Origin of the sequence: Microbacterium alkaliflavum, assembly GCF_044325405.1 — a bacterium.
GTDB lineage: Bacteria > Actinomycetota > Actinomycetes > Actinomycetales > Microbacteriaceae > Microbacterium > Microbacterium alkaliflavum.
The window spans coordinates 326758-351701 of the sequence record NZ_JBIQWL010000003.1 but is presented as its reverse complement, the minus strand read 5'-3'; the positions used below and the strand labels follow the sequence as shown (position 1 = coordinate 351701).

Sequence of the window (24944 nt, the reverse complement as noted above, 5' to 3'; positions counted from 1 at the left end):
GCAGGCGATCCAGCGTGTCTAGCCAGGTGACGGGCGTCGGGGTTTCGAACGAAGGCGAGTTCGGAGCGAACGAATGGCTCGTCGACGAGCTTTACGAGCAATTCAAGATCGACAGGAACTCCGTCGACAAGGCGTGGTGGCCGATCCTCGAGAGCTACCACCCGGTCGACGAGTCGGCACCCGCGGTCCCCGCGGCTCCGACGGAGCCCCGCAGCGAGGCGGCCCCGCCGTCGCCGCAGGCGCCCGCCGTGTCCGAGCCCCGGCCCGTGACGGCGCCCATCCCGGTCATCGGCGCCCAGCCGGTCGCCCGCACGACGGCGAAGCCTGCGAAGAGCCAGCCGATCCCCGCGCAGGCGCCGAGCGTCGTGCCGTCGACGGGCGAGGCATCCTCCGAGGAAGACCAGATCACGGTCCTCCGCGGCATGACGAAGACGCTCGCGGCCAACATGGACCAGTCGCTCACCGTGCCCACCGCCACGAGCGTTCGCACCGTGCCGGCGAAGCTCATGATCGACAACCGCATCGTCATCAACAACCACATGGCCCGCACGCGCGGCGGCAAGGTCAGCTTCACGCACCTCATCGGCTGGGCCATCATCCGGGCGCTCCAGGAGTTCCCGAGCCAGAACGTGTTCTACGCCGAGATCGACGACAAACCCTCGGTCGTCGCGCCGGCGCACGTCAACCTCGGCATCGCGATCGACCTGCCCAAGCCCGACGGCACGCGGTCGCTGCTCGTGCCGAGCATCAAGCGCGCCGAGACGCTCACGTTCGGCGAGTACCTCGCGTCGTACGAAGACCTCATCACGCGTGCCCGCGGCGGCAAGCTCACTGCGGCCGACTTCCAGGGCACGACGATCTCGCTGACCAACCCCGGCGGCATCGGCACGGTGCACTCCGTGCCGCGCCTCATGAAGGGCCAGGGATGCATCGTGGGCGCGGGCGCCCTCGAGTACCCCGCCGAGTTCCAGGGCTCGAGCGACAAGACGCTCGTCGAGCTCGGCATCGGCAAGACGATCACCCTCACGAGCACCTACGACCACCGCGTCATCCAGGGCGCCGGTTCGGGCGAGTTCCTCAAGAAGGTGCACGAGCTGCTCATCGGGCAGCGCAGCTTCTACGAGGACATCTTCGCCGCGCTGCGCATCCCCTACGCGCCCATCCACTGGGCGAGCGACATCAACGTCGACATCGCCGAGCGCGTCGACAAGACCGCGCGCGTGCAGGAGCTCATCAACTCGTTCCGCGTGCGCGGACACATGATGGCCGACATCGACCCGCTCGAGTACGTGCAGCGCACGCACCCCGACCTCGAGATCGAGAACCACGGCCTCACGTTCTGGGACCTCGACCGCGAGTTCGTGACGGGCGGCTTCGGCGGCAAGCGCCTCATGAAGCTCCGCGACATCCTGGGCGTCCTGCGCGACTCGTACTGCCGCACGATCGGCATCGAGTACATGCACATCCAGGACCCGGGGCAGCGCGCCTGGTTCCAGGAGCACGTCGAGATCAAGTACCAGAAGCCAGGCCACGACGAGCAGCTGCGGGTCCTGGGCAAGCTCAACCAGGCCGAGGCGTTCGAGACGTTCCTGCAGACGAAGTACGTCGGGCAGAAGCGCTTCAGCCTGGAGGGCGGCGAGTCGCTCATCCCCCTGCTCGACGAGATCCTGCAGGGCGCGGCGCAGGTCGGCCTCGACGGCGCCGCGATCGGCATGGCCCACCGCGGCCGCCTCAACGTGCTGACCAACATCGCCGGCAAGACGTACGGCCAGGTCTTCCGCGAGTTCGAGGGCGCCGTCGCCGTGGGCAGCAAGAGCGGCTCCGGCGACGTCAAGTACCACCTCGGCACGGAGGGCACCTTCGTGGCCGACCGCGGCGAAGAGCTCCCCGTCCTCCTCGCGGCCAACCCCTCGCACCTCGAGACCGTCGACGGCGTGCTCGAGGGCATCGCGCGCGCCAAGCAGGACCGCAAGCCCGTCGGCACGTTCTCCTGGCTGCCGATCCTCGTGCACGGCGACGCGGCCTTCGCGGGCCAGGGCGTCGTCGTCGAGACGCTGCAGATGTCGCAGCTGCGCGGCTACCGCACGGGCGGCACGATCCACGTCGTCGTGAACAACCAGGTCGGCTTCACGACCGTCCCCGCGGACGGCCGCACCTCGATCTACTCGACCGACGTCGCCAAGACGATCCAGGCGCCGATCTTCCACGTGAACGGCGACGACCCCGAGGCCGTCGTCCGCGTCGCGCAGGTCGCGTTCGCGTACCGCGAGGAGTTCCACCGCGACGTCGTGATCGACCTCGTCTGCTACCGCCGCCGCGGACACAACGAGGGCGACGACCCGTCGATGACGCAGCCCCTCATGACGAACCTCATCGAGGCCAAGCGCTCGGTGCGCCGCCTCTACACGGAGGCTCTCGTCGGCCGCGGCGACATCACCGAGGAGGAGTACGAGAAGGCGAAGCTCGACTTCCAGAACGGGCTCGAGATCGCCTTCGCCGAGACCCACGCGGCGCAGACCGGCACCAACGCGGTCGTGGCGAGCACCGCTCCCGCAGCCGCCGAGGTCCTCGGAGCGCCCGACACGACCGGCGTGTCGGACGAGATCGTCCACCTCATCGGCGACGCGTTCGTCAACAAGCCCGACGGCTTCACGGTGCACCCCAAGCTGCAGCAGCTGCTCGACAAGCGCCTCGACATGAGCCGCAACGGCGGCATCGACTGGGCCTTCGGCGAGCTGCTCGCGTTCGGCTCGCTGCTGACCGAGGGCACAAACGTGCGCCTCGCGGGTCAGGACGCGCGCCGCGGCACGTTCGTGCAGCGTCACGCCGTGCTCCACGACCGCGCCAACGGCCAGGAGTGGATCCCGCTCACCAACCTGTCCGACAGCCAGGGTCGCTTCTGGGTCTACGACTCGCTGCTCAGCGAGTACGCCGCGATGGGCTTCGAGTACGGGTACTCGGTCGAGCGGCCCGACTCGCTCGTGCTGTGGGAGGCGCAGTTCGGCGACTTCGCCAACGGCGCGCAGTCGGTCATCGACGAGTACATCTCGGCGGCCGACCAGAAGTGGGGCCAGCAGTCGAGCGTCGTGCTGCTGCTCCCCCACGGCTACGAGGGCCAGGGACCCGACCACTCGTCTGCCCGCATCGAGCGGTACCTGCAGATGTGCGCGCAGGACAACATGACGGTCGCGCGGCCCTCGACGCCGGCGTCGTACTTCCACCTGCTGCGTCGCCAGGCCTACGCACGTCCGCGTCGTCCGCTCATCGTGTTCACGCCGAAGGCGATGCTGCGCCTGCGCGGTGCGACGAGCCCCGTCGAGGACTTCGTGGGCGGAACGACGTTCCAGCCTGTGCTCGACGACGATCGCAATGTCGAGAAGTCGAGCGTCAAGCGCGTGCTGCTGCACGCCGGCAAGATCCACTGGGATCTGCGCGCCGAGCTCGACAAGAACCCCAACCCCGAGATCGCCCTCGTGCGCCTCGAGCAGTTCTACCCGGCTCCCGTCGACGAGCTCAACGCCGTCATCGACAGCTACCCGAACGCCGAGCTGGTGTGGGTGCAGGACGAGCCCGAGAACCAGGGCGCCTGGCCGTTCATCGCGCTCGAGGTCGTCAAGCACCTGCATGGCCGCACGATCCGCCGCGTCTCGCGTGCGGCCGCCGCGTCGCCGGCGACCGGATCGCCGAAGGTGCACGCGATCGAGCACGCTCAGATCATGCAGAAGGCGCTGACGCTCTGACGCTGTCGGATGCCTCGGGGCGCGGCCGGTTCTCCGGTCGCGCCCCTTTCTGTTCGGGCGCGGGGCCCGCCGGCTCCGCCGCCAGGGGCACCGGCACGGGCTCCGCGGACGCTGGGCCCCCGGATTCCTGCGCACGGCTCGCGCGGACGCGACGCACCACCGTCACGACGACGGCGGCGGCGGCGAGGAGCGCGGCCGGAAGCAGCGAGCCCAGGGCGAGGATCAGCATCCCGCCGCACAGCACAGCCGCGACGACCGCGAGCCACCAGCCGATCGACCACCGCTCGAGCAGCCGCACGGCGGCCACCATGCCGAGCGCGTAGATCGACACCATGCTGCTGGTGTGCACGAGGATGAACGGCGTCAGCTCGAGCCCCGACCACACCATGAGGGCGAAGTAGATCGCGACGACGCCTGCCGTCAGGGCGAGCGCCCGACGCGGCACGGCACCGGACTCGAGGCCCTTCGAGAACCAGCGCGGCAGGTCGCCGTTGGAGGCCAGGGATGCCCCGAGCTTGGCGAAGGCCGCGAGGTAGGCGTTCATGACCCCGAGCGCGACGATCGCGGCGATGACGCCGACCGCGATCGTGCCGAATCCGGGCGAGCCGAGGCGGGCGAGCTCGAGCAGCGGCACCTGGCCCTCACCCGCCGCGCCGCCGAGCGCGCCGACCGTGATGATCTGCAGGACGAGGTAGCACGCGCCCGTCACGACGAGCGCGATGCCGGTCGCGATGGGGATGGCGCGGCGGGGGTCTCGGAACTCACCCGAGATGTGCGTGCCGACCTCCCAGCCGGCGAACGCCCACACGAAGAGGCTGATGGCCGTGCCGACGCCGGCCCACCCGTGCGGCAGGAACGGCTGGAAGTTCTGCGGCAGGGCGGCGGGCGCCGCGAGGGCGACGACGGTCACGACGACGGCGAGGAGGAGCGCGGTCAGCACGAACTGCACCCAGCCCGCGACGCGCACGCCGAAGGCGTTCGCGACGAACGGCGGCACGAAGATCGCGGCCGCGATGACCGGCACCATGGAGCGGTCGATGCCCGCGATGGCCGAAACGTACTCTCCTCCGAGGACCCCGACGACCGGCGCTCCCGCGCACACCCCGAACATGAACCAGTAGCCGGCCGCCCGTGCCGCGGTGTCGCCGAGGGCCCGCCGCACGTAGCTCGCGACGCCGCCCGGGTCGGGGTAGCGCGACGCGAGCACGGCGAAGGTGCCCGCGAGCGGAACCGAAAGGAGCAGCACTGCGAGCACCGACACGATGCTCGCGGGGCCGGCGACGTCGGCGGCGAGACCCGGCAGCACGAGCAGGCCCGTGCCGAGGACGGACGCGATGTACAGGGCCGTCCCCTGCACGACGCCGAGACGGCCGTGCGAGGGAGCGAGCGTGGATGCCACCGTCACAGTCTTGCGCGGGCCGCCGACAACGCCGACCTGGCGGGCAGACGGCGACCGACGGATTCCTGCCAGAGTGCGCGGTCCGGCGATCGCACGTTCACGGCCGCCGGAACCTGTGGAACCCGGACCGCACGGACCACCGGTGCGACAACGTCCGGGAATCGCAGGGTCGCAGGCCCCGGAACGTGCGGAACCCGGACCGCCTCGGCGCCACGCCGTCGCGCCGGGGGTCAGAGCGCGTCGACGCCGGCCCGCGTGAAGGCGGCGGTCGCGGCATCCATCGACTCGTCGCGGTCGGATTCGACCAGGCCGAGTCGCGTGCGGCGATCGAGCAGATCGTCGACCGTGAGAGCACCCTCGACGGCGACGCCCCACTGCAGCTCCTGCGCCGTCACGCCGCGCGCCGCCTCGGGGCCCGAGGGAAGGGCCGCCGCGAACGGAGCCTCGGCGCCGAAGCGGCGGACGAGCCGCGAGGGCGCCGCGATCTCGCCGAGGCGCGCCCGCGGCCACGCGCCGACGAGCGGGATGCTCCGCGTCGACGAAGGCCGCGCCACGGGCAGCACACGTCTTCGCACCGCCTCGTCGATGCCGTCCTGCGCCATGCGGCGGTACGTCGTGAGCTTGCCGCCCACGACGCTCAGCACGCCGTCGGCCGACTCGAGGATCGCGTGCCGGCGCGAGAGGTCGCTCGTCTCGTCGCCCTCGCGCACCGAGGTGAGCAGCGGTCGCAGCCCCGCGAACGTGCCGACGACGTCGGACCTCGTGAGCGGCACGTCGAGCGCCGCGCCCACGACGTCCAGGAGCATCCCGATCTCGTCTTCGGTCGCGTGCGGCACGTCGGGGATGGGTCCGTCGGCGGGCACGTCGGTGAGGCCGATGTAGGTGCGCCCGTGCTGCGCCGGCAGGGTGAAGACGAATCGGCTGCGCGAGCCCGGCACGGGCACCGTGAGCGACACATCCGATCCGCCGAGCCGGGCCGTCTCGACGACGAGGTGCGTGCCGCGGCTGGGCCGGAGGCGCACGCCGGGGTCGAGCGTGCCCGCCCACACTCCGGTGGCGTTGACAACGGCGCGCGCCCGCACGTCGAGCACCTCGCCGGTGAGCGTGTCGCGCAGGAGGGCTCCGTAGCCGGTCGCGGCGAGCGCCTCGACGCGGGTGAGCAGGGATGCGCCGTACCCGGCGGCGGTCCGCGCGACCGCGACGACGAGCCGCGCGTCGTCGATGAGCTGCCCGTCCCATCCGCGCAGCGCGCCGCGGAGGGCTTCGGTGCGCACGGCGGGGGCGAGCCGCAGCGTCTCGGCGACGCCGATCGCGCCGGGCGAGCGCAGCACCGCGTCGGGAGTGCCGACGGCGCGCCGCAGCACGTCGCCCATGCCGTAGCCGGCGCCGATGAGCGCGCCCTGGCTCACATGGCCCGGCGCGTACAGCGGCAGCACCTGCGCGAGCGGGCGGGTGAGGTGGGGGGCGAGGCGGGTGAGGAGCAGGTGACGTTCGGCGGCGCTCTCGTGCGCGATGGCGATCTGACCCGAGGCGAGGTACCGCAGGCCCCCGTGCACGAGCTTCGAGCTCCAGCGGCTCGTGCCGTGCGCGAGGTCGTGCCGCTCGACGAGCACCGTCCGGAAGCCCCGGCTCGCGGCATCCAGGGCGAGCCCGGCGCCCGTGATGCCGCCGCCGATCACGAGCACGTCGACCTCGGGGGCGTCGCCGAGTCGCGACAGCTCGGTGCGGCGGCGTGCGGCGTTGAGGGCCGAGGGGTAGGGCGTGCGGCCCACGATCCGCGTCATGACGCGCCGCCGAGGTATCCGGCGAGCGCGGCGTGCAGTTCGCGTGCCCAGCTCGACTCGGGCAGCCACTCGGCGACGAGCGGGGCGGACTGCACGGCCGACTGCGCGATGAGCAGCACCATCGCGGCGAGCTCGCCGGGATCCCCGGAGCGCACGAAGCCGGCGGCCTGGCCCCGTGCGATGCGCGCGGCGACATCGGCGTGGATCGCGCGCTGGCTCGCGCCCAGCCGCGTCAGGACGTAGCGGCCGAACAGCTCCGGATCGGTGTCGCGCAGCCGGACGAGCAGCGGCATCCCCCTGATCGCCTCCGCCGTGCGGACGAGCAGCCCGACGAGCTCGTCGAGGCGAGAAGGCTCGGCGGCCGTACGAGGCAGCGCGGCGACGAGCTCGCGGGTGACGAGCGCCGCGAAGACGGCCTGCGCGTCCGGCCAGTACCGGTAGAGCGTCTGGCGCGAGATGTCGGCTCGGCGGGCGATGTCGGAGACCGTGGTGCGGCGGATGCCGTGCGCGAGCAGTTCGCCGAGCGCCGCGTCGAGGATCGCGGCCTCCGTCTCGGGCGTGCGCGGCGCGCTCTCGCGCACCGTCTTCGGCGTCGATGCCATGTGACAACCATACAGAATGTGTCATACTGTCGCGCATGTCATCGTCGACGCCGCTCGCCGTGCCGGAACCCGCAGGCCGCTCGGAGTGGGACGCGTGGGGCGACGAGCCCGCGCACCTGCCGCCGGGCGCCCGGGCGATCGTCACGGCGCTGCTGCCCGGCAAGGCGCATCCCGTCCCCCGCCGGGCGCGCCCGACGCTCACGGCGTCGCGGCTCGGCAACGACGACCTCGCGGCGCTCCGCGGCGTGGTGGGCGCCGATCACGCGACGCGCGACGACGACGTGCGGATGCTGCACCTCGGCGGCAAGAGCACGCTCGACCTGCTGGCACGCCGGCTCGACGACCCCCAGCGCGCACCCGACGCGGTGGCCTTCCCGGCCGACCACGAGCAGGTCGCCGGCATCCTCGACGTGTGCGTCGGGCGCGGCATCGCCGTCGTGCCGTTCGGCGGCGGCACGAGCGTCGTGGGCGGCGTCGACCCCGAGTCCGGCGCGCACCGCAGCGTCATCGCGCTCGACCTCTCGCGCACCGCCGCGCTTCAGAGCCTCGACGAGACGTCGCTGCTGGCGACCTTCGGCGCCGGCACGACCGGCCCCCAGGCCGAAGAGCTGCTCGGCGCCCGCGGCTACACGCTCGGCCACTTCCCGCAGAGCTTCCGGTACGCCTCGCTCGGCGGCTTCGCCGCGACCCGCTCGAGCGGCCAGGCGTCGCGCGGGTACGGGCGCTTCGACGACCTCGTGCATGCGCTGCGAGTCGCGACGCCCGCCGGGGAGCTGCGGCTGGGACGCGCCCCGGCGAGCGCCGCGGGCCCCGATCTGCGCGAGCTGTTCCTCGGCTCGGAGGGTGCGTTCGGCGTGCTCACCGAGGTCACCGTGCGCGTCCGCCCCGTGGCCGCCGCGACGGCGTACGGAGCCTGGACCTTCCCCGACTTCGCGTCGGGCGCGGCCGCGCTCCGCGAAGCGACGCAGCGCGGCATCCGGCCCACCGTGCTGCGACTGAGCGACGAATCGGAGACGCGCGTCAACAGGGCGATGGGCGGCCACCTCACGCGCCTGCGCGGCGCCCTCGCGGTCGCGACGTGCGAGGGGACGGCGGACGAGGCCGACGCGAACCTCGCCGCGCTCGACGCGGTCTTCCGGGGCCACGCCGCCAAGGCGCGCGGGGAGGATCCGGCGCGCTCGTGGGAGCGCGGACGCTTCGCGTCGCCCGCTCTGCGCGACACGCTCCTCGACATCGGCGTTCTCGCCGAGACGCTCGAGACGGCGACGACGTGGGCGCAGCTGCCCGCGCTCAAGCGCGCCGTCACGGACGCGCTGGTCGACACGCTCGCGGGCGAGGGGTCGAAGCCGATCGTCATGTGCCACATCTCGCACGTCTACCCGGCGGGCGCCTCGCTGTACTTCACCGTCGTCGCGGCGCTGACGACCGATCCGGTGACGCAGTGGCGGCGGGGGAAGGATGCCGCGTCCCGCGCCATCGCGGCGGCCGGCGGCACGATCACCCATCATCACGCCGTGGGCCGAGACCACCTCCCCTACCTCGAGGAGGAGGTCGGCGGGCTCGGCATGGCGATGCTCCGCGCCGTCAAGAACGCCCTCGACCCGACCGGCATCATGAATCCCGGCGTGCTCGTCCCGACCGGCGAGGACCGCCCATGAGGGTGACCGTCCTGGTGAACCCCGCTGCCCGCTCGGGCGCGCACACCGACGACGCCGCGCGCGTCGCCGATCGGCTGCGCGCCAACGGCGCGGACACGACGATCGCACGCGGAGGCAGCGCCGCCGAGTCGAGCGCGCTCATCCGCGCCGCTGTCGAGGAAGGCGCCGATGCGCTCGTCGTGGCGGGGGGCGACGGCACCGTGCGCCTCGCGGTGCAGGAGCTCGCCGGCACGGAAGTCCCCCTCGGGATCATCCCGGCAGGCACCGGCAACGGCTTCGCCGAAGCGCTGGGACTCGAGGGGCACGGGGGCGAAGAGGTCGCCGACCTCGTCGCGGCGGGCACCACGCGCGTGGTCGATCTGGCCCGCGTCACGAACACCGACGGGTCGACGACGCACTACGCCTCGGTGCTGGCGAGCGGGTTCGATTCGCGGGTCAACGACAGGGCGAACGCGATGAGGTGGCCGCGCGGCGCCTCGAAGTACACGCTCGCGATCCTCGTCGAGTTCCTCACGCTGCGCGGCATCCCGTTCGAGGTCGACCTGACCCTCGCCGACGGATCCGTCGAGCGCATCGACGGCGAGCTCGTGATGGCCACGATCGGCAACACGAGCACGTACGGCGACGGCATCAGGATCTGCCCGGATGCCGACCCCGCGGACGGCCTCCTCGACGTGACGCTCGTCCGCCCGGCGGGGCGCCTCCGGCTGCTGCGGCTGATGCCGCGCGCCTACAAGGGCACGCACACCACGTCGCCCGAGGTGACGACGCGTCGCGTGACATCGGTGCGCCTCGCCTCGCCGGGGGTCACGGCCTACGCCGACGGCGACCCGATCGGCGTCCTGCCCCTCACGATCGAGGTCGCCCCGCGGGCGCTCACGGTGTTCGCTCCGACGCCGTAGCCGCGGGCGGTCGCTGCGCGGGTGCGAGGCCCAGCGGCGCCGCGAGCGCAGGAACCCCCAGGGCGAGGCCGTCCGTGAGCGCGGCCCCCACGTGCGTCGCGCCGGGCACCGCGTCGAAGACCGTCGTGAACCCGGCGGCTCCCGCCGCGGCGGCGTTCGCCCGCTGCCCCGGGCCGTACGTCGTGTCGAGGGTGCCGGCGGTGAACACGGCGGTGTGACCGGCGTACTCTCCCGGGTGCGCGGCCATGACGGCCGTCGGCTTGGCGGCGGCGAAGGCGGCCCCGTCTCCCGCGAAGACCTTCGCGATCGTCTGCGCGTCGTTTCCGGAGCCGGGGTACTCGTTGCCCGAGACGTCGAGGATGTTCCCCCAGATCTCGGGGTGCTGGCTCCCCCACAGCACAGCGCACGAGCCGCCGTTCGAGTATCCGCCGATCGCCCAGTAGGCGGGATCGGCGATGACGTTCAGATGGGCTCGCGCGTAGGCCGGGATGCTGACGTTGAAGTAGCTCGAGACGGCGCCGTACGTCGTCGAGTCGTGACACGCGGGGTCGAGCTGGGGAGCCGTGAGCTGGTCGGCGACGATCGCGATGGGAGCGAGTCCGCTGTGCGCGGCGGCGAACGCGTCCAGCGCCGCCGCCAGCGTCGTCGGGTCGGGCGAGCCCGGCTGGCCCATCATGAAGACGAGGAGCGGAAGCTTCGGCGGGTGGGCCACGAGGGCGGCCGGCGGCAGGTAGATCGCGGCATCCCGGGGCGCATAGCCCGGAGACGGGATGCGGGTGTCGCCGGAGAGCGCGCCGACTTCGCCCTTCGCGGGCATGCCGGGCGGCGGTGTCCAGCTGCTGTACACCGGACCCGGTCCTGGGGGCGTCGGAGTCCGGGCGGGCAGCGCGACGGGTGCGAGTGCCTGCACGCCGAGGATCGACGCCAGCGTGTGCGTGATGCCGAACTCGCGATTGACTCCCAGTGCGCCGAGCACGAGCGACGTCAGCACGAGCAGTGCGGCCACCGAGCCGCGCCCCCAGGAGGCCTGCAGGAGCGCGGCCACGCCGAGACCCGCCAGCCCGAGGCCGACCGCGACCCAGACCGCCGAATACGGGGGCAGCTCGACATCGAAGATGCGCGACACGTCGCAGAACAGCACGAGTGCGACGCCGAGCGCGATGCCGATCGCGGCTCCTGACGCGAGCCGGCGCGGCCGACGACGACCTCGCGCGGCGACCAGCACGACGAGCGCCGTCGTGAGCACGCCGAAAGCCGGGATCATCCCCCCGTCGATCAGCTCCGCGTCCAGGAGCCAGCTCATCGCCGCCTCCCCTCGGCTTGCGCGCCGGCCGCCCCGGCGAAGATGCTCCGCATGGCGGCGAGGTACTCGCGGGGCGAGGCGTCGGGCAGATACGCGCGCATGACCGCCGATCCGACCGCGGGCAGGGTCACGGGGTCGGCGTAGGCGAGGTAGAGCGTGCGGTACTCCGGGTGGAACTTGCTCTTGAACCGGAAGAGCGAGGCGAATCCGTAGACGGGCTCCATCGCGGTCGCGAGCCAGCCGAGGAACCGCGCGAGCGTGGGCACCTCCGCCGGACCCTCGGGCACCGGCCGCGGGCGTCCGGCCAGCGGAGCACCCGAGAGGCTCAGCGCGGCCGCCCCGCGGGCCTTCATCAGAAGGGCGGCCTTGGCGATGAGGAACTCCATGACGCCGTTGGGGGCGTCCTCGCGCCGCCGCATGAAGTCGAGGGTCCAGCCGGTGACGGCCCCGCGCTCCCACCACGGCATCCAGCTCGTCACGGCCTGAAGGCGCCCCTGCGCGTCCACCGCCAGCAGCAGCACGACGTCGGGGTCGTTGAGCTCGTCCACCCCGCCGATCGTGAAGCCCATCTCGGGCAGGCCCCGGTCGGCGACCCACTGCTCGCTGATCTCGACGATCTGCGCCGCCATCGAGGCGGAAAGGTCCTGCCACCGGGTCCAGTGCGCCGTCATCCCCTCGCGCTCCGCACGATTGAGCGGCTGACGCACCTTCTGCCATTGGCTGCCGGTCAGCTCGAGGTCGCCGAGGCGCATGACGGTCTCCTCCCCGACCGACACCGTGTGCCACCCCATGGCGTGCAGATCGGGCAGGTAGTCCTCGTGGATGCTGTAGAACACCGGCGTCCACCCGCGTCCGTAGGCGAAGTCGGCGAACTCGCGGAGGGTTCTGGCCGCTCGCGCGGACGTGCAGAGCGGGTCCGCGACTGCCAGCGCGACGCCGTTGACCACCCGATAGGCGACGGATGCCTCCAGGTCGGCGCTGATCCAGTGCGCGTTCCCCGGCCAGGTGCCCAGGAACGAGAGGGTGCCCGCGCCGCGGCGGAGCAGCGAGCGGTACACGGTCGCCGAGTGCGGCTCCACGTCGTCGGGGTGGCGCGTCGCGCGGTAGACGTGCAGCATCGCCACGATGACGACCGCCCAGAACGCGACGCCGATCCACTGGTAGACGGCGAGCCCCGCGCCCATGTGCGGATACGGCAGCTCCCCTACGCCCTGCAGGAACGCGGGCGGGACGAACCGGCGCACGGCCTCGTCCAGGAGATCCATCGCCGTGGGCCGCACTCGGAACGCCTTCGGGAAGAGCGACTCGACGAGGAAGAACACCAGAACGCACGCGACGAAGGCGGCGGAGACGATGCCGAGCATCGCCCGCACCGCGCGCCGAGGCGCCGCCACGGCGAATCGCCGACGCGTGATGATCAGGAGCGCAAGCACCCCGGCGGGGACGCCGATCGACGAGACGGCCCACAGCCCCCACTCGAAGGCGGCGCCGTTGTCGGGGTCGACGAAGACGACGCCGCCGAAGGCGATCGAGAGCACCGCGAGCCCCGCGATCGCCGCGTTGACCACGACCCCCAGCATCCACGCCGCGCGGCGGCCGGACCGCAGCCCCCACGCGGTGAGCAGCAGCAGCACGAGAGGCACGACGGCCAGGATCGCCGGACCCGCTCCGCGCGTCACGAGCAGCGCGGCCTGGTGATCGCACAAGCGCGTGTAGTCGGCGTTGCAGCGATCGACGAGGTGCTGATCGAACTGCGCGAACGACATCGCCGCCATCGAGAGCGGGCCCCGCCCGCCACCTGAGATGAGCGCGGCGATGGGCCCGGCCGCCGTCACCGCGACGATCGCGGCGATGAGCGAGCGCGTCTCCCTCGTGGAGCTGCGGTGCCACGGCCGGTGGGGGGCTCGCCGTGCGAACAGCATCCCGATCCCGAGACCGCACAGCGCGCCGATGAGCCGGAACCACGAATCGACATCGCCGGCATAGAGCGCGAACATGCCCAGCACGGCGAAGGCGACGACCCGGATCCGCCGCCGCCACAGCGCCGACGCGAGGGCCGACGCCGCCAGCACGGCGCCCGAGATCGCGATGGCGGGGTCGAGCACCGTCTCCCGGGTCGCGATCTCGCTCACTTCCGGCAGCCCGGTGAGGATGCTCTGCACCGCGGCGCCGACGACGAGGGCGGTGACGCCCGCGACGGCCATCGACACCAGGGTGCGGGCGGATCCGAGGAGCCTCTCGGCGATGGGGAGCACCGTGAGGGCGAGGGCGATGGAGAGGATCGCATCGACGGCGGAGTCGGGCACCGTCAGGGAGGTCGCCGCCGCCCACCACGCCGACGGCGTCTGCAGCGTGGATCGGCCCCAGCCGAGCGCCCCCTGCACTTCGAGGCCGCGGGCCGCGCCCGTCGCGAGCGCCGTGCTCAGGACGACGAACGCGAAGGCGAACGCGACGGGGGTGCGCCGGAGCTGCGCGACGAACGCCGCAGGCCTGCCCGCGCGGACGGATCCGATCCGCTCCGGCGAGAGCCCGCTCTCACCACCCGCAGTCGCAACGCGCATCCCGCCCTCGTTCCTCGAACGAGGCGATGCTAGGAGCGCTCCGCTGAGATGCGGCTAAGAGTTCGCCGAGGCAGTCACGTACGCCCGGGGACGCCGCGCGTCAGTGCGTCGCCTGCACCTCGCGCAGCCGGGCGAGCACCTGATCGCGCAGCTCCTCCGGAGCGCTCTCCTTGCACGCCCGCGCGACCACTTCGGTCAGCGTGCGGGCCACGAGCGCCTCGTCGCGGCATCCATCGCAGTGCTCGAGATGCTCGGCGATGTCGGAGTGCTGGGTCTTGCAGACCTCGTCGCGCAGGTACTCCTCAAGGTCGCGCCGCGCCTTCTCACAGCCGCAGTCGGTCATCTCGTGCTCCTCGATGCGGCAGCCTTCGCGCCGCGCTCCTTGGCGGGCGCGGTGTCGATGCCGCGCTCCTTCGCGTAGTCGGCCAGCAGTTCGCGAAGCATTCGCCTGCCACGATGCAGACGGCTCATGACCGTGCCGATGGGGGTTTTCATGATGTCGGCGATCTCCTGGTAGGCGAAGCCCTCGACGTCGGCGAGGTACACCGCCAGCCGGAAATCCTCCGGGATCGACTGCAGCGCGTCTTTCACGACGGATGCCGGCATCCGATCGATCGCCTCGGCTTCGGCCGAGCGGGTGCTCGTCGCCGTCGTCGACTCGGCGCCGCCCAGCTGCCAGTCCTCGAGGTCGTCGATCGTGCCCTGGTACGGCTCGCGCTGCTTCTTGCGGTAGGTGTTGATGTACGCGTTCGTGAGAATGCGGTACAGCCACGCCTTGAGGTTGGTCCCCTGGGTGAAGGTCCTCCACGACGCGAACGCCTTGACGAACGTCTCCTGCACGAGGTCGGCGGCATCGGCCGGGTTGCGCGTCATGCGCATCGCGGCCGCATAGAGCTGGTCCATGTAGGGCAGCGCCTGCTCTTCGAACTGCGCGCGGGCGTCGGTCTCAGCCGGGGCCTGGTCGTTCATCACGCGCCAGTCTACGTCGGGGGCGTCCCAGGCCTCCTGGGCGTCCACGACGTCACGATCGAGCGTTGCGATCATGGTCTCCTCTGCGGGGTTTCGAACACTGCGTTCGTTAGGGTAGGAACCGATGACAGCCGACGGGTATTCCCCTGCTCCTCCGCGCGGTGCGCGCGGTCCTTGGCGTGCGCCGGTGGCTGAAGGGCCGCTGAGCTCGTCCGTCACGGTTCCCGGGTCCAAATCGCTCACGAATCGCGAGCTCATCCTCGCGTCGCTCGCGGATGCGCCGAGCCGTCTGACGGCGCCGCTGCACTCCGAGGATTCGGCGCGCATGATCGACGCACTGCGCCTTCTGGGCGTAACGATCGAGACCGAGCCCGGCACCGGCTCGTTCGGGCCGGACCTTCTCATCGACCCCGTGTGGCCCCTGCGCGCCGGCGTCGTCATCGACTCCGGTCAGGCCGGCACCGTGATGCGCTTCGTGGCGGCGCTCGCCGGCTTCGCGCAGGGCGAGATCACCCTCACGGCGCACGAGACGGCGCTGCACCGCCCGATGGGCGCCATGATCAAGGCGCTCCGCGACGTCGGCGTCGACATCGACGACGGCGGGCACTGGGCGCTCCCCTTCGCCGTGCGCGGCCACGGGCACATCCGGGGCGGCGAGGTCGTCATCGACGCGAGCGCGTCGAGCCAGTTCGTCTCGGGGCTGCTCCTCGCAGCGCCGCGATTCGATGTCGGCCTGCACCTCATCCATCAGGGCGAGCGACTGCCGAGCATCCCGCACATCGACATGACGGTCGAGTCCCTCGCGCACCGCGGCGTGCACGTCGAGCGCCCCGCCGTCGGCGAGTGGGTCGTTCCCGCTGGTCCGATCCGGGGCAAGGACATCGCGATCGAGCCCGACCTCTCCAATGCCGCGCCCTTCCTCGCCGCCGCGATGATCGCGGGCGGCTCCGTGTCGGTCACGGGCTGGCCGGCGCACTCGACGCAGCCGGGGCACATGCTCGGCGACATCCTCTCGCTCATGGGCGCGCGCGTCGTCCGCCGTGGGGGTTCGCTGACGGTCACGGCGGGTGCGAACGGCATCCAGGGCGTCGACCTCGACCTCTCCGCCGCCGGCGAGCTCACGCCGACGATCGTCGGCCTCGCCGCGTTCGCCGACTCCCCCACGACCCTCTACGGCATCGGCCACATCCGCGGCCACGAGACCGACCGCATCGCGGCGCTCGTCGGCGAGCTGCGCGCCCTCGGCGGCGAGGCCGACGAGCTGCCCGACGGCATCCGCATCGTGCCGCGGCCCCTCCACGGCGGACGCTGGCGCGCCCACCACGACCACCGCCTCGCCACGACGGGGGCGCTCGTCGGGCTCGCCGTGCCGGGCGTCGAGATCGACGACATCGGCACGACCGCCAAGACGATGCCCGAGTTCCCCGAGCTGTGGCAGCGCATGCTCGAAGGCGGCTCGGACGACGCGGCTCCGCGCTCGGAGGCCCTGCAGGCATCGTGAGCTGGCTGGACGACACCGACGACGACGACGAACCGGAGTTCGACGAAGCCGACGTCCGGGTCCGTCCCAATCCGAAGGCCAACCGCCCCCGCACGAAGCGCCGGCCCGCGCACAGCGACGCCGAGATCGCCCGAGTCCTCGGCGTCGACCGCGGACGCTACGCCGTGCTGATCGACGAGGATGCCGACGACGAGCACGAGGCCGTCGCGATGCGGGCGCGCGAGCTGCGCAAGCAGCCCATCGTGACGGGCGACCTCGCCCGCGTCGTGGGCGACACCTCGGGCGACGAGGGCACCCTCGGACGCATCGTCGGCATCGAGCCGCGCACGTCGCTCCTGCGGCGCAGCGCCGACGACACCGACCAGGTCGAGCGCGTCGTCGTGGCCAACGCCGACCAGATGCTCGTCGTCGTCGCCGCCGCCGATCCCGAGCCGCGACCCCGGCTCGTCGACCGCTACCTCGTCGCGGCGCTGGATGCCGGCATCCGTCCGCTCCTCGTCGTGACCAAGACCGATCTCACCGACCCCGCCGCGTTCCTGGCCCACTTCGACGGCCTCGACCTGGAGGTCTTCACGAGCGCCCTCGACGAGATGCCGGTCGAGCGCATCGGCGCGGCCCTCGTCGGCCACTCGACGGTGTTCGTGGGGCACTCGGGCGTCGGCAAGTCGACGCTCGTCAACGCGCTGGTGCCGAGTGCGCAGCGCGCGACGGGGCACGTCAACGTCGTGACCGGGCGCGGCCGGCACACCTCGAGCTCGACCGTGTCGCTGCGGTATCGCGGCGAGGGAGGCAGCGGCTGGGTCATCGACACGCCGGGCGTGCGATCGTTCGGTCTCGGGCATGTGGATCCGGCCAACATCCTGAAGGCGTTCACCGACCTCGCCGAGATCGCCGAGGAGTGTCCGCGGGGCTGCACGCACCTGCCCGACGCCCCCGACTGCGCGATCGTCGAGGCCGTCGAGGGGGGTCGGCTCGGCGATCGCGGCGCGGCGCGGCTCGACTCGCTGCAGCGTCTGCTCGAGACGTTCGCCGACAAGCCCTGACGCACGACGGCCGGGATGACCGTCCGCCCGGAAGCCCTGCGCCGCGTTCGGCCTACGCTGGAGGGATGACCGCTCGCCTCGAACCCGGCCGCCTCGCCCCCGCCTTCACGCTGCTCGACCAGGACGAGAACCCGGTCGCACTGAAGGACCTGCGCGGCCGGCGCGTCATCCTCTTCTTCTATCCCGAGGCCATGACGCCGGGCTGCACGAAGGAGGCGTGCGACTTCCGCGACAGCCTCGCGCCGCTCCAGGCGGCGGGCTACACGATCCTCGGGATCTCGCGCGACCTCCCCGAGAAGCTCGAGCGCTTCCGCGAGCGCGACGGCCTCACGTACGACCTCCTGAGCGACCCCGACCACAAAGTGCATCTCAAGTACGGCGTCTGGGGCGACAAGATGAACTACGGCAAGCTCATCAAGGGCGTCATCCGCTCCACGTTCGTCGTGAACGAGAAGGGGCGCGTCGAACACGCCCTCTACAACGTGCGCGCAACCGGGCACGTCGCCCGGCTCAGGAAGCTGCTGGGCGTCGGATAGCCGCTATCGGGATGCCTCGTCGCCGGCGTCCCGATCGGGACGCGCGCGCCGCGCCGCGAGGATGAGCAGCACGAGCACGACCACCGCCGGCACGGCCAGCGCGAGCCCTGTGAGGGGATGCGCGTACGCGCCGGTCACGGCGCCGAGGGCGATCGCGAGGATGAGGACCTGCGCGACGATGCCGCCGGAACGGCCCCACGACTGGCCCCGCCATACCGCCACGCCGAACGCGGCGAGGGCGACGGCGCCGATGGCGGTCAGCACGATGAGGGCGACCGAGCTGTCGATCGAAGCGGCGTCGCCGCCCGACAGCGCGGCGATCTGCAAGGCCACGACGACGAAGAGGCCCGCGGCCTCCAGGCCCAGCAGAACGCCTGCGGCGCGCGCGACGGCACTTGTGTGCATTGCCCGTGTTCTCCTCGATCCAGCCGCTGCGGCTTGTGCGATAGCTCTATGCCGTTGAGGGAATACTCAGGCACTCCTACAGAATCCACACATTCGACCCTTGATCTGCCCTGTGCGACATGGAATCATAGTCGGAGCCGTGTGCTCCCACAGCGACGTGGGGCGAGCCAGATGCTCGCATCTCCCACAGGGTATCGGACCCGAATCCGGGCTCTGGAACACACCCGACCTCATCCGTCACAAGGAGCACCACCATGGATTGGCGCGACAAAGCCGCCTGCCTGACCGTCGACCCCGAACTGTTCTTCCCCGTGGGGAACACCGGGCCCGCCGTCGACCAGATCGAGAAGGCGAAGGCCGTCTGCGCCCGCTGCACCGTCACCGAGATCTGCCTCCAGTACGCACTCGAGACCGGTCAGGACTCGGGCGTGTGGGGCGGCCTCTCCGAGGACGAGCGTCGCGCCCTCAAGCGCCGCGCCGCCCGCGCCCGCCGCGCCTCCTGACTTCACGGATCGGGATGCCTCGCCTCGAGGCATCCCGATCGGCACGTCCGGGCACCCCTTGTCGTGCGAGGGTTTCGCGCCCCTTCTGCCCGTAGCCCGTGCTCTCGCCGAGAGCCCCCGCTCCGACCTGTGCAGAGCATGGGCTTTCGGCGAGAGCACGGGCTATGGACATGAAGCCGGAATGGGAGCGTGGATGCCGCGGCCGCGGCATCCACGCTCCCATTCCGGCTTCATGTCCATAGCCCGTGCTCTCGCCGAGAGCCCCCGCTCCGACCTGTGCAGAGTATGGGCTTTCGGCGAGAGCACGGGCTATGGACATGAAGCCGGAATGGGAGCGTGGATGCCGCGGCCGCGGCATCCGGGATGCTCAGCTCGCGGCGCGCTCGATGTACCGCAGCGGGATGTCGATCGTGACCTCCGTGCCGCTGCCCATGATCGTGTGCCAGTCGATCGTGCCGCCCAGTTCTCCCTGGATGAGCGTGCGCACGATCTGGGTGCCCAGGCCCCGCCCGACCTGACCCTCGGGCAGGCCCGAGCCGGTGTCGCGGACACGCACCTCGAGGCTCTCGCCGACGCGCTCGGCGACGATCTCGACGTCACCCTCCTGCCCAGCGAGCCCGTGCTCGACGGCGTTGGTCACGAGCTCGGTGAGGGCGAGGGCGAGCGGAGTCGCATACTCGCTCGGGAGCGTGCCGAACCGGCCCGTCGTGCGCGTGCGCGCGCGCGTGTTGGGTGCGGCGGCGACCTCGGCGACGAGCTTGAGGACGCGCGCGAAGACGTCGTCGAAGTCGACGTTCTGCGCGAGGCCTTCCGACAGGGTGTCGTGCACGACGGCGATCGCCGAGACCCGGCGCATCGCCTGCGTGAGCGCCTCACGGGCCTCGTCGGTGTGCGAGCGGCGCGCCTGGATGCGCAGGAGCGATGCGACGGTCTGGAGATTGTTCTTGACGCGGTGGTGGATCTCGCGGATCGTCGCGTCCTTCGTGATGAGCTCCTGCTCCTGATGGCGGATCTCGGTCACGTCGCGGCACAGCACGATCGCGCCGATGCGCGTGCCGTGGTCGCGGAGCGGAATGGTGCGCAGGCTCACGGTGACGCCGCGCGACTCCAGATCGGCGCGCCACGGGGCGCGGCCCGTCACGACGACGGGGAGCGACTCGTCGAACTGCCGCTTGGTCGGCAGGATGCTCGTCACGACCTCGACGAGCGACTCCCCCTCGAGCTCGTCGTCGAATCCGAGGCGGTTGAACGCCGACAGCGCATTGGGGCTCGCGAACGTCGTGATGCCGTCGACGTCGAGACGCACGAGGCCGTCCGACGCGCGCGGAGCGCCGCGGCGCGGCGACGTCGGGGCCGAGAGGTCGGGGAACTCACCGGAGGCGACCATGCCGAACAGCTCGTCGGCGCAGTCGTTGAACGTGATCTGCTGACGCGAGGGCGTGCGGGTCTCGCCGAGATTGGTGTGGCGCGTGAGCACGCCGATCGCCTGCGGCTCGGCGCCCGGCTTGCCCGATCGCACGATCGGCACGGCGCGCACGCGGGTCGGGGTCTCCTCGAACCAGTCCGGCGACGCGGAGTCGATGATGCGCTTGGTCTGGAACGCGTCGCGCACCTGCGTGCGCCACTGCGGGCGGACGCGGTCCGACACGATGTCGCGGTAGAACAGCGTCGCCGCACCGCTGGGGCGCGTGTGCGCGACGGCGATGAACGAGTCGTCGGCCGTCGGCACCCAGATCACGATGTCGGCGAAGGCGAGGTCTGCCAGCAGCTGTCCGTCGCCGGCCAGCCGATGCAGCCACTCGACGTCGGCCTCGCTGGACCGGCCTTGCGCATAAACGAGATCGCTGAGGGTCGACACGCCCCTCAGCCTACGGCCCCGCCCGCGGTGCGCCCGCCGCGCCCGATCCCGTGGTAGGGCCCCAGCCACTGTCCGGAGGTCGGCTCGGTCGCGCCGTGCACAACCGCGGAAGAAGCGACCGACGCGCCGGGCCGCGCCCTGCGCGCCGCGCAGAATCCCCGCAGCTGTGCCCGCCGGCCCGCGGGCGGCGAGGCCGGGTCGGGGTCAGGCCGCGCGACGCGAGGAGCGGAGGAGGCCGCGACGCGGCGCAGCCGCGGCGGCCACGGGTGTCGGTGCGGGGGCGACGGCTTCGCCGACGAACCGGCGCACGGCGAGAGTCAGCGGTGAGCGCGGAGCGACCTCGGCGACGGGACGCGACGCGAGGATCGCGGCATCCGCCGACCGCGGGTCGGTCGGCAGGAACCAGAGGTCATGGACACCGCCGAACCGGTCGAGCGTGCGGCGCACCTGGCCGCGCGCGTCGACGCCGAGCGTGCCCGGCCGGAGGCGGTTCGCGACGACGGCGACGGGCGTCGCGCCGATCGTCGCGCGCAGCTCGGCATGCGCGCGGAGGAATCGCGAGATGCCGACGGGGTCGGCCGACGCGACCGCCACGACGAGATCGACGGCGCGCAGCGCCGCGAGGGTCGCCGCGTTGCGCCGCGGCCCGTCGAGATCCGACACGATCTCCTCGTCACGCTCGAGGGGCGCCGCGACGTCGACGACGGTGTAATCGACCCAATCGCGGCAGGTCGCCAGTGCGGCCGCGACGCGCGCGTCGGAGAGCTCGGGCCACCGCGACGGGCGATTCAGGCCCGTCAGGACGTCGACGCCCGTGCGCCCCAGCGGCGTCGAGATGCGCTGCAGCTCGCGCACGTCGAGCCCGCCGAGCTCGGCCTGCCGGCAGGCGGCGGGGAAGCCGGGCCCTTCGTCGGCGAGCCCCAGCTGGAGCGCGATCGAGGGGGCGTGCGTGTCGGCATCCACCAGCGCGACGTGACGCCCGCCGCGTGCGAGCTCGACGGCGAGCTCGATCGCGATCGTCGTGCGACCGGGCGCTCCGGCGGGACCCCAGACGGCGATGACGCGCGGATGCCGCGGGGCGGCTTCGGGCGCCGCGGCCACGGCCGCAGGGGTCGACAGGGCGTCGGCGAGCCGCCACGGCTCGATCTCGAGGGGCAGCGCATCGCCGAGCCCGAAGGACCCGACGACGCGCCGGTCGGCGTCGTCGGCGACGAGAGAGACGATCCGGATGCCACGCCGGTCGCACAGCCCCACGACGGCGGGGGTGAGCGACCCGCGGTCGGCCTGGAGCACGAGGGTGTCGGCCTCGGCGAGCCCCGTGGCGACGCGCTCGCCGTCGACACCACGCACGTCGTCCGCGACGACGGCGGCGATCGACGTCGCGGGAAGAACTCCCGCGACCCGCACACCCTCGCGTTCGAGGCCTTCTCCGAGCGCGCCGCCCCACGGCTCGTCGACGGCGACCAGGACGGTCATCGCGCGCCCGTCGTGGGGACGACCGACAACGCGGACTCGTCGGCCATGGCCGCGAGCACCCCCGCGACGTCGGCGCGCGGGATCACGACCTCGAGCGCCGCGGCGCCGCCGCCCATCATCGAATCGTCGCGCGTGACCGACACGACCGTGGCATCGGCCACGAGGATGCGCGGCACGTCGTACGACCCGCGCTCGATCAGCGGCGCCTCCCACACCTCGACGACGGTGCCGGCGTCCACGGACGCGGGGACGTCGACGGTGCTCCGCAGCACGACGGTCGTGGTCGCCGCGGCCGCGGCCGCGCCGACGGCGCTGGAGGGGACGAGCTCCCCCGCCTCGACCGTCCTCGTCGCGACGAGACCCTCGTCGAGCGCCTCCGAGGTGAGATAGGAGCCTTCGAGCGTCCCGAGCGCGACGTCGACGAGCCGGAGGTCGCCCTTCGACACGCTCTCACCGGGCACGATCGTGCGGTTCGCCGCGAAGACGGGGACCGTCTGCCGCGAGGCCGAGACGACGAACCACACTCCGGCGACGGAGGCGACGACGAGGAGGATGCCGAGGAAGAACCGTGCGTCGCCCCAGAAGGCGCGAGGGCGAGGCCGCGCTGCGTCGAGTGCCGTCATGCCGACCATCGTCGCTCAGCGCCGGAGAAGGGCACTGTCTTTATCCACAGAGCGGGACCGGCCGGAGCCCCTTCCCCCGGGCGCGGCCATAATGAATGGCATGCCCGATAACCCGACATCGGACGTGCGGATGCTCGCACCGGCCCAGGCGGCCGAGGTGCTCGGTGTGTCCGTCGACGAGGTCATGGAGCTTGTGCACTCGGCGCAGCTCCGCGGCATCCGCGTCGGCTCGCCCGCGCGCTGGCGCATCGAAGAGGCGAGCCTCGCCCAGTACATCGACGATCGGGCCGAAGAGGCACGCCTCACGGCGCTGTGGCGCCAGTCGCAGGAGGCGAGCTTCCCCGAGCTGTGGGGGAAGGGCGTCATCCGCCACGGCGACTGACACCGCACGACGTGCGACCGGCTCAGCGCGGCAGTGCCGCCCCTTCGAGGCGGATCCAGGCGATCGCGGCGAACGGCACCAGTCGATGCCCGCTCACCTCCTCGGCGCGCCGCACGGCGCCGGGCTCGTGCAGCGCGAGGTCGAGATGGTCGGCGCCTGCACGGTCGATCGTGCCCGACAGGGCACGGCCATGCGCGAGATGCAGCGTCACGCCGATCCTGCGGCGCACGAGGTCGCGCAGCGCGAACCCGAGGGTCATGCGGTCGGACAGCGTCGAGGATGCTGCGCGCGGACGCGCGCTGCGAAGGAGATCGGGATGTGGCATCCCGATGCTCATGATGGCCCCGAGCGGCGCGATGACGGCGCCGGTCCGGGCCGTCGCCGGCTGCAGTGCCGCCCAGTCGGCGCCCACGCCGCTCACCTCGGCCGTCACGACCGTTCCGTCGGAGAACTCGAACGACGGCGCGGGCGTCGTCTGGTCTCGGTCGACGAGCGCCGTCAATCGGTCGCGCAGCGGCACACGGGACAGTCTCAGCCGCTCAGCCTCGCTGTCGAGCGCCGCGCGCTCGGCCTCCCACTCCGAGGCGAGCTGATCTTCGAGATCGTCGAAGAACCGGTCCCAGCGCACCCGCCGAGGCTATGGCACATCCGCGGCAACCGGACAGAGTTATCCACACCTTCCCATCTGGGATTTTCTCATCCGGCGTTAATGTGTTGTAATTTCCGCCAGATCGTTCCACCCGACACGATAAGGCCACACATGGCAACGATGCCTGCGGTCCACCCCCGCCACTGCTCCGATCCCTACGAGCTCTCCGAGTTCTTCGCGCCACAGCGCACTTCGGCGACTCAGCTGCCCGATCCCGAGCCCTTCCTGCGCAACCTCACGCGCGGTGTGCTCGAGGTGTTCTCGGGGGTGCGCGAAGTCGAACAACTCGCGCGCTGGGTCACCGAAGACGCCTTCCGCAAGCTCGTCGTGCGCTCCAACCTGGCTGCGCGTGCGCGCAGCGCACGCGGCGTGCCGGCCAAGCGCCCCGTGCACTCGATCCTCTCCGTGCACCATTCCGCGCCGGCGGACGGCGTCGTGGAAGCCGTGATCGTCGTGGCGAGCCCGGCGCGCACGCGCGCGGTCGCCGTGCGGCTCGAGGGCATGGACGGGCGCTGGCGCGCCACGTCGCTCGCGCTGCTCTGACGCCGGTCCGGCGGGTCGGCCCGGCGTCGTGGCCGGCTCCCTCGATTCCCGTCGGCAGGCGGCCGGCTCGCTCAGCTCTCGTCTTCGTCGATGAGCTCGAGCAGGTTCTTCAGCGCATCACGGATCTCGTCGTGGTCGTACTGGCCCGCTCTGCTCTCGCCCGCGATGACGCCGCCGCGGTGCACCTTGCGGAAGTCGCCGAACGGGAAGGAGTAGGCCGCCTTCGTCTCGCGGTTCTCGCTCTTGTCGATGCCGAGATGCCAGTGCGAATACTCGGTCCAGCCCTCGCGCTCGATGAACGCGTTCTCCTCGTCGGCCGTGGGCGCCGCCTCCGACCAGTCGTCCCGCTCGTCGCGCGTGACCTTGCCGTCGCGCACGAGCTTGCGGGCGTTCTCCAGCGCAGGGTTGTTCAACTCGATGGACATGCCCTCACGCTAGGTCGCGCAGGCCCCGTCCACGAGAGGGGTTGACGGATGTCGCTCCCCTGGTTCAGGGAACGCCGTCGTC

The 24944-nt window shown here is 72.1% G+C and carries 22 protein-coding genes; 9 read left to right on the top strand and 13 right to left on the bottom strand.

Annotation, left to right across the window (positions count from 1 at the left end; genetic code table 11):
• The first annotated feature begins 14 nt into the window (after positions 1-14).
• Positions 15-3740 carry a multifunctional oxoglutarate decarboxylase/oxoglutarate dehydrogenase thiamine pyrophosphate-binding subunit/dihydrolipoyllysine-residue succinyltransferase subunit gene (locus ACH3VR_RS10620; RefSeq protein ID WP_396640759.1) on the top strand — a complete coding sequence of 1242 codons (3726 nt, stop codon included), beginning with the start codon at positions 15-17 and terminating at the stop codon, positions 3738-3740.
• Here the strand turns inward: ACH3VR_RS10620 and ACH3VR_RS10615 are convergent.
• The 3 genes from ACH3VR_RS10615 to ACH3VR_RS10605 form a co-directional block, all read right to left on the bottom strand.
• Positions 3715-5139: an APC family permease gene (locus ACH3VR_RS10615; RefSeq protein ID WP_396640758.1), complete on the bottom strand. Its 1425-nt coding sequence runs from the start codon at positions 5137-5139 to the stop codon at positions 3715-3717. The genes ACH3VR_RS10620 and ACH3VR_RS10615 overlap by 26 nt on opposite strands.
• A gap of 230 nt (positions 5140-5369) precedes the next feature.
• Positions 5370-6923 carry a glycerol-3-phosphate dehydrogenase/oxidase gene (locus ACH3VR_RS10610; protein WP_396640757.1) on the bottom strand — a complete coding sequence of 518 codons (1554 nt, stop codon included), beginning with the start codon at positions 6921-6923 and terminating at the stop codon, positions 5370-5372.
• Positions 6920-7525, bottom strand: coding sequence for a TetR/AcrR family transcriptional regulator (locus tag ACH3VR_RS10605; RefSeq protein WP_396640756.1), 606 nt, complete (start codon positions 7523-7525; stop codon positions 6920-6922). Before ACH3VR_RS10605 ends, ACH3VR_RS10610 begins: the two co-directional genes overlap by 4 nt.
• A 35-nt stretch (positions 7526-7560) precedes the next feature.
• Between ACH3VR_RS10605 and ACH3VR_RS10600 the strand changes: the two genes are divergently transcribed.
• Positions 7561-9183 (top strand): FAD-binding oxidoreductase, encoded by a 1623-nt coding sequence (locus tag ACH3VR_RS10600; RefSeq protein WP_396640755.1) that lies wholly within the window; start codon positions 7561-7563, stop codon positions 9181-9183.
• On the top strand, positions 9180-10085 hold the full coding sequence (locus ACH3VR_RS10595) for a diacylglycerol kinase (protein WP_396640754.1): 906 nt from the start codon (positions 9180-9182) through the stop codon (positions 10083-10085). Before ACH3VR_RS10600 ends, ACH3VR_RS10595 begins: the two co-directional genes overlap by 4 nt.
• On the opposite strand, the gene ACH3VR_RS10590 is transcribed toward ACH3VR_RS10595, so the two are convergent.
• From ACH3VR_RS10590 to ACH3VR_RS10575, 4 genes are all read right to left on the bottom strand, one after another.
• Entirely contained in the window at positions 10060-11388 is a 1329-nt protein-coding gene (locus tag ACH3VR_RS10590; protein WP_396640753.1) for an esterase, read from the bottom strand. The genes ACH3VR_RS10595 and ACH3VR_RS10590 overlap by 26 nt on opposite strands.
• Positions 11385-13949, bottom strand: coding sequence for a bifunctional lysylphosphatidylglycerol flippase/synthetase MprF (locus ACH3VR_RS10585; protein WP_396640752.1), 2565 nt, complete (start codon positions 13947-13949; stop codon positions 11385-11387). The genes ACH3VR_RS10590 and ACH3VR_RS10585 overlap by 4 nt, the downstream gene beginning before the upstream one ends.
• A 100-nt stretch (positions 13950-14049) precedes the next feature.
• Positions 14050-14292, bottom strand: coding sequence for an alpha-ketoglutarate decarboxylase (locus ACH3VR_RS10580; RefSeq protein WP_396640751.1), 243 nt, complete (start codon positions 14290-14292; stop codon positions 14050-14052).
• Complete coding sequence (locus ACH3VR_RS10575; RefSeq protein ID WP_396640750.1) at positions 14289-14993, bottom strand: sigma-70 family RNA polymerase sigma factor; 705 nt, start codon at positions 14991-14993, stop codon at positions 14289-14291. The genes ACH3VR_RS10580 and ACH3VR_RS10575 overlap by 4 nt, the downstream gene beginning before the upstream one ends.
• Positions 14994-15042: 49 nt before the next feature.
• Here ACH3VR_RS10575 and aroA point away from each other — a divergent pair, with 49 nt between their 5' ends.
• The 3 genes from aroA to bcp all read left to right on the top strand — a co-directional run bounded on the left by aroA (position 15043) and on the right by bcp (position 17998).
• On the top strand, positions 15043-16419 hold the full coding sequence (gene aroA / locus ACH3VR_RS10570; RefSeq protein ID WP_396640749.1) for a 3-phosphoshikimate 1-carboxyvinyltransferase: 1377 nt from the start codon (positions 15043-15045) through the stop codon (positions 16417-16419).
• Positions 16416-17462, top strand: a complete 1047-nt coding sequence (rsgA, locus tag ACH3VR_RS10565) for a ribosome small subunit-dependent GTPase A (RefSeq protein ID WP_396640748.1) — start codon at positions 16416-16418, stop codon at positions 17460-17462. Before aroA ends, rsgA begins: the two co-directional genes overlap by 4 nt.
• Positions 17463-17527: 65 nt before the next feature.
• Positions 17528-17998 (top strand): thioredoxin-dependent thiol peroxidase, encoded by a 471-nt coding sequence (gene bcp, locus ACH3VR_RS10560; RefSeq protein WP_396640747.1) that lies wholly within the window; start codon positions 17528-17530, stop codon positions 17996-17998.
• Between the two features lie 3 nt (positions 17999-18001).
• On the opposite strand, the gene ACH3VR_RS10555 is transcribed toward bcp, so the two are convergent.
• The gene (locus ACH3VR_RS10555) at positions 18002-18403 is read right to left on the bottom strand and encodes a histidine kinase (protein WP_396640746.1); all 402 of its coding nucleotides are present in this window, start codon (positions 18401-18403) and stop codon (positions 18002-18004) included.
• A gap of 254 nt (positions 18404-18657) precedes the next feature.
• Between ACH3VR_RS10555 and ACH3VR_RS10550 the strand changes: the two genes are divergently transcribed.
• The gene (locus tag ACH3VR_RS10550) at positions 18658-18906 is read left to right on the top strand and encodes a WhiB family transcriptional regulator (RefSeq protein ID WP_039397845.1); all 249 of its coding nucleotides are present in this window, start codon (positions 18658-18660) and stop codon (positions 18904-18906) included.
• A 367-nt stretch (positions 18907-19273) separates the two neighbouring features.
• On the opposite strand, the gene ACH3VR_RS10545 is transcribed toward ACH3VR_RS10550, so the two are convergent.
• The 3 genes from ACH3VR_RS10545 to ACH3VR_RS10535 form a co-directional block, all read right to left on the bottom strand.
• Positions 19274-20764 (bottom strand): sensor histidine kinase, encoded by a 1491-nt coding sequence (locus tag ACH3VR_RS10545; protein ID WP_396640745.1) that lies wholly within the window; start codon positions 20762-20764, stop codon positions 19274-19276.
• A 204-nt stretch (positions 20765-20968) separates the two neighbouring features.
• The gene (locus ACH3VR_RS10540; protein ID WP_396640744.1) at positions 20969-22240 is read right to left on the bottom strand and encodes an AAA family ATPase; all 1272 of its coding nucleotides are present in this window, start codon (positions 22238-22240) and stop codon (positions 20969-20971) included.
• A complete protein-coding gene (locus ACH3VR_RS10535; protein WP_396640743.1) occupies positions 22237-22863 on the bottom strand; it encodes an SAF domain-containing protein in 627 nt (208 codons plus the stop codon). Before ACH3VR_RS10535 ends, ACH3VR_RS10540 begins: the two co-directional genes overlap by 4 nt.
• A gap of 100 nt (positions 22864-22963) precedes the next feature.
• On the opposite strand from ACH3VR_RS10535, the gene ACH3VR_RS10530 reads away from it, so the two are divergent.
• Positions 22964-23245 carry a helix-turn-helix domain-containing protein gene (locus ACH3VR_RS10530; RefSeq protein ID WP_396640742.1) on the top strand — a complete coding sequence of 94 codons (282 nt, stop codon included), beginning with the start codon at positions 22964-22966 and terminating at the stop codon, positions 23243-23245.
• Positions 23246-23267: 22 nt separating this feature from the next.
• Here ACH3VR_RS10530 and ACH3VR_RS10525 read toward each other — a convergent pair whose 3' ends face one another.
• A complete protein-coding gene (locus ACH3VR_RS10525; RefSeq protein WP_396640741.1) occupies positions 23268-23873 on the bottom strand; it encodes a hypothetical protein in 606 nt (201 codons plus the stop codon).
• A gap of 132 nt (positions 23874-24005) precedes the next feature.
• Between ACH3VR_RS10525 and ACH3VR_RS10520 the strand changes: the two genes are divergently transcribed.
• On the top strand, positions 24006-24437 hold the full coding sequence (locus tag ACH3VR_RS10520; RefSeq protein ID WP_396640740.1) for an Rv3235 family protein: 432 nt from the start codon (positions 24006-24008) through the stop codon (positions 24435-24437).
• 71 nt (positions 24438-24508) lie between these two features.
• On the opposite strand, the gene ACH3VR_RS10515 is transcribed toward ACH3VR_RS10520, so the two are convergent.
• The gene (locus ACH3VR_RS10515; RefSeq protein ID WP_396640739.1) at positions 24509-24862 is read right to left on the bottom strand and encodes a hypothetical protein; all 354 of its coding nucleotides are present in this window, start codon (positions 24860-24862) and stop codon (positions 24509-24511) included.
• Positions 24863-24944 lie beyond the last annotated feature (82 nt).

Excerpts from the sequence above, each read along its gene's own strand:
- ACH3VR_RS10590 (WP_396640753.1), bottom strand. The coding sequence starts at position 11,388 with ATGAGCTGGCTCCTGGACGCGGAGCTGATCGACGGGGGGATGATCCCG.
- ACH3VR_RS10550 (WP_039397845.1), top strand. The coding sequence starts at position 18,658 with ATGGATTGGCGCGACAAAGCCGCCTGCCTGACCGTCGACCCCGAACTG.
- ACH3VR_RS10610 (WP_396640757.1), bottom strand. The coding sequence starts at position 6,923 with ATGACGCGGATCGTGGGCCGCACGCCCTACCCCTCGGCCCTCAACGCC.
- ACH3VR_RS10515 (WP_396640739.1), bottom strand. The coding sequence starts at position 24,862 with ATGTCCATCGAGTTGAACAACCCTGCGCTGGAGAACGCCCGCAAGCTC.
- ACH3VR_RS10595 (WP_396640754.1), top strand. The coding sequence starts at position 9,180 with ATGAGGGTGACCGTCCTGGTGAACCCCGCTGCCCGCTCGGGCGCGCAC.
- ACH3VR_RS10555 (WP_396640746.1), bottom strand. The coding sequence starts at position 18,403 with ATGCACACAAGTGCCGTCGCGCGCGCCGCAGGCGTTCTGCTGGGCCTG.
- ACH3VR_RS10575 (WP_396640750.1), bottom strand. The coding sequence starts at position 14,993 with ATGATCGCAACGCTCGATCGTGACGTCGTGGACGCCCAGGAGGCCTGG.
- bcp (WP_396640747.1), top strand. The coding sequence starts at position 17,528 with ATGACCGCTCGCCTCGAACCCGGCCGCCTCGCCCCCGCCTTCACGCTG.
- ACH3VR_RS10585 (WP_396640752.1), bottom strand. The coding sequence starts at position 13,949 with ATGCGCGTTGCGACTGCGGGTGGTGAGAGCGGGCTCTCGCCGGAGCGG.
- ACH3VR_RS10520 (WP_396640740.1), top strand. The coding sequence starts at position 24,006 with ATGGCAACGATGCCTGCGGTCCACCCCCGCCACTGCTCCGATCCCTAC.
- aroA (WP_396640749.1), top strand. The coding sequence starts at position 15,043 with ATGACAGCCGACGGGTATTCCCCTGCTCCTCCGCGCGGTGCGCGCGGT.
- ACH3VR_RS10535 (WP_396640743.1), bottom strand. The coding sequence starts at position 22,863 with ATGACGGCACTCGACGCAGCGCGGCCTCGCCCTCGCGCCTTCTGGGGC.
- ACH3VR_RS10530 (WP_396640742.1), top strand. The coding sequence starts at position 22,964 with ATGCCCGATAACCCGACATCGGACGTGCGGATGCTCGCACCGGCCCAG.
- ACH3VR_RS10540 (WP_396640744.1), bottom strand. The coding sequence starts at position 22,240 with ATGACCGTCCTGGTCGCCGTCGACGAGCCGTGGGGCGGCGCGCTCGGA.
- ACH3VR_RS10600 (WP_396640755.1), top strand. The coding sequence starts at position 7,561 with ATGTCATCGTCGACGCCGCTCGCCGTGCCGGAACCCGCAGGCCGCTCG.
- ACH3VR_RS10605 (WP_396640756.1), bottom strand. The coding sequence starts at position 7,525 with ATGGCATCGACGCCGAAGACGGTGCGCGAGAGCGCGCCGCGCACGCCC.
- ACH3VR_RS10580 (WP_396640751.1), bottom strand. The coding sequence starts at position 14,292 with ATGACCGACTGCGGCTGTGAGAAGGCGCGGCGCGACCTTGAGGAGTAC.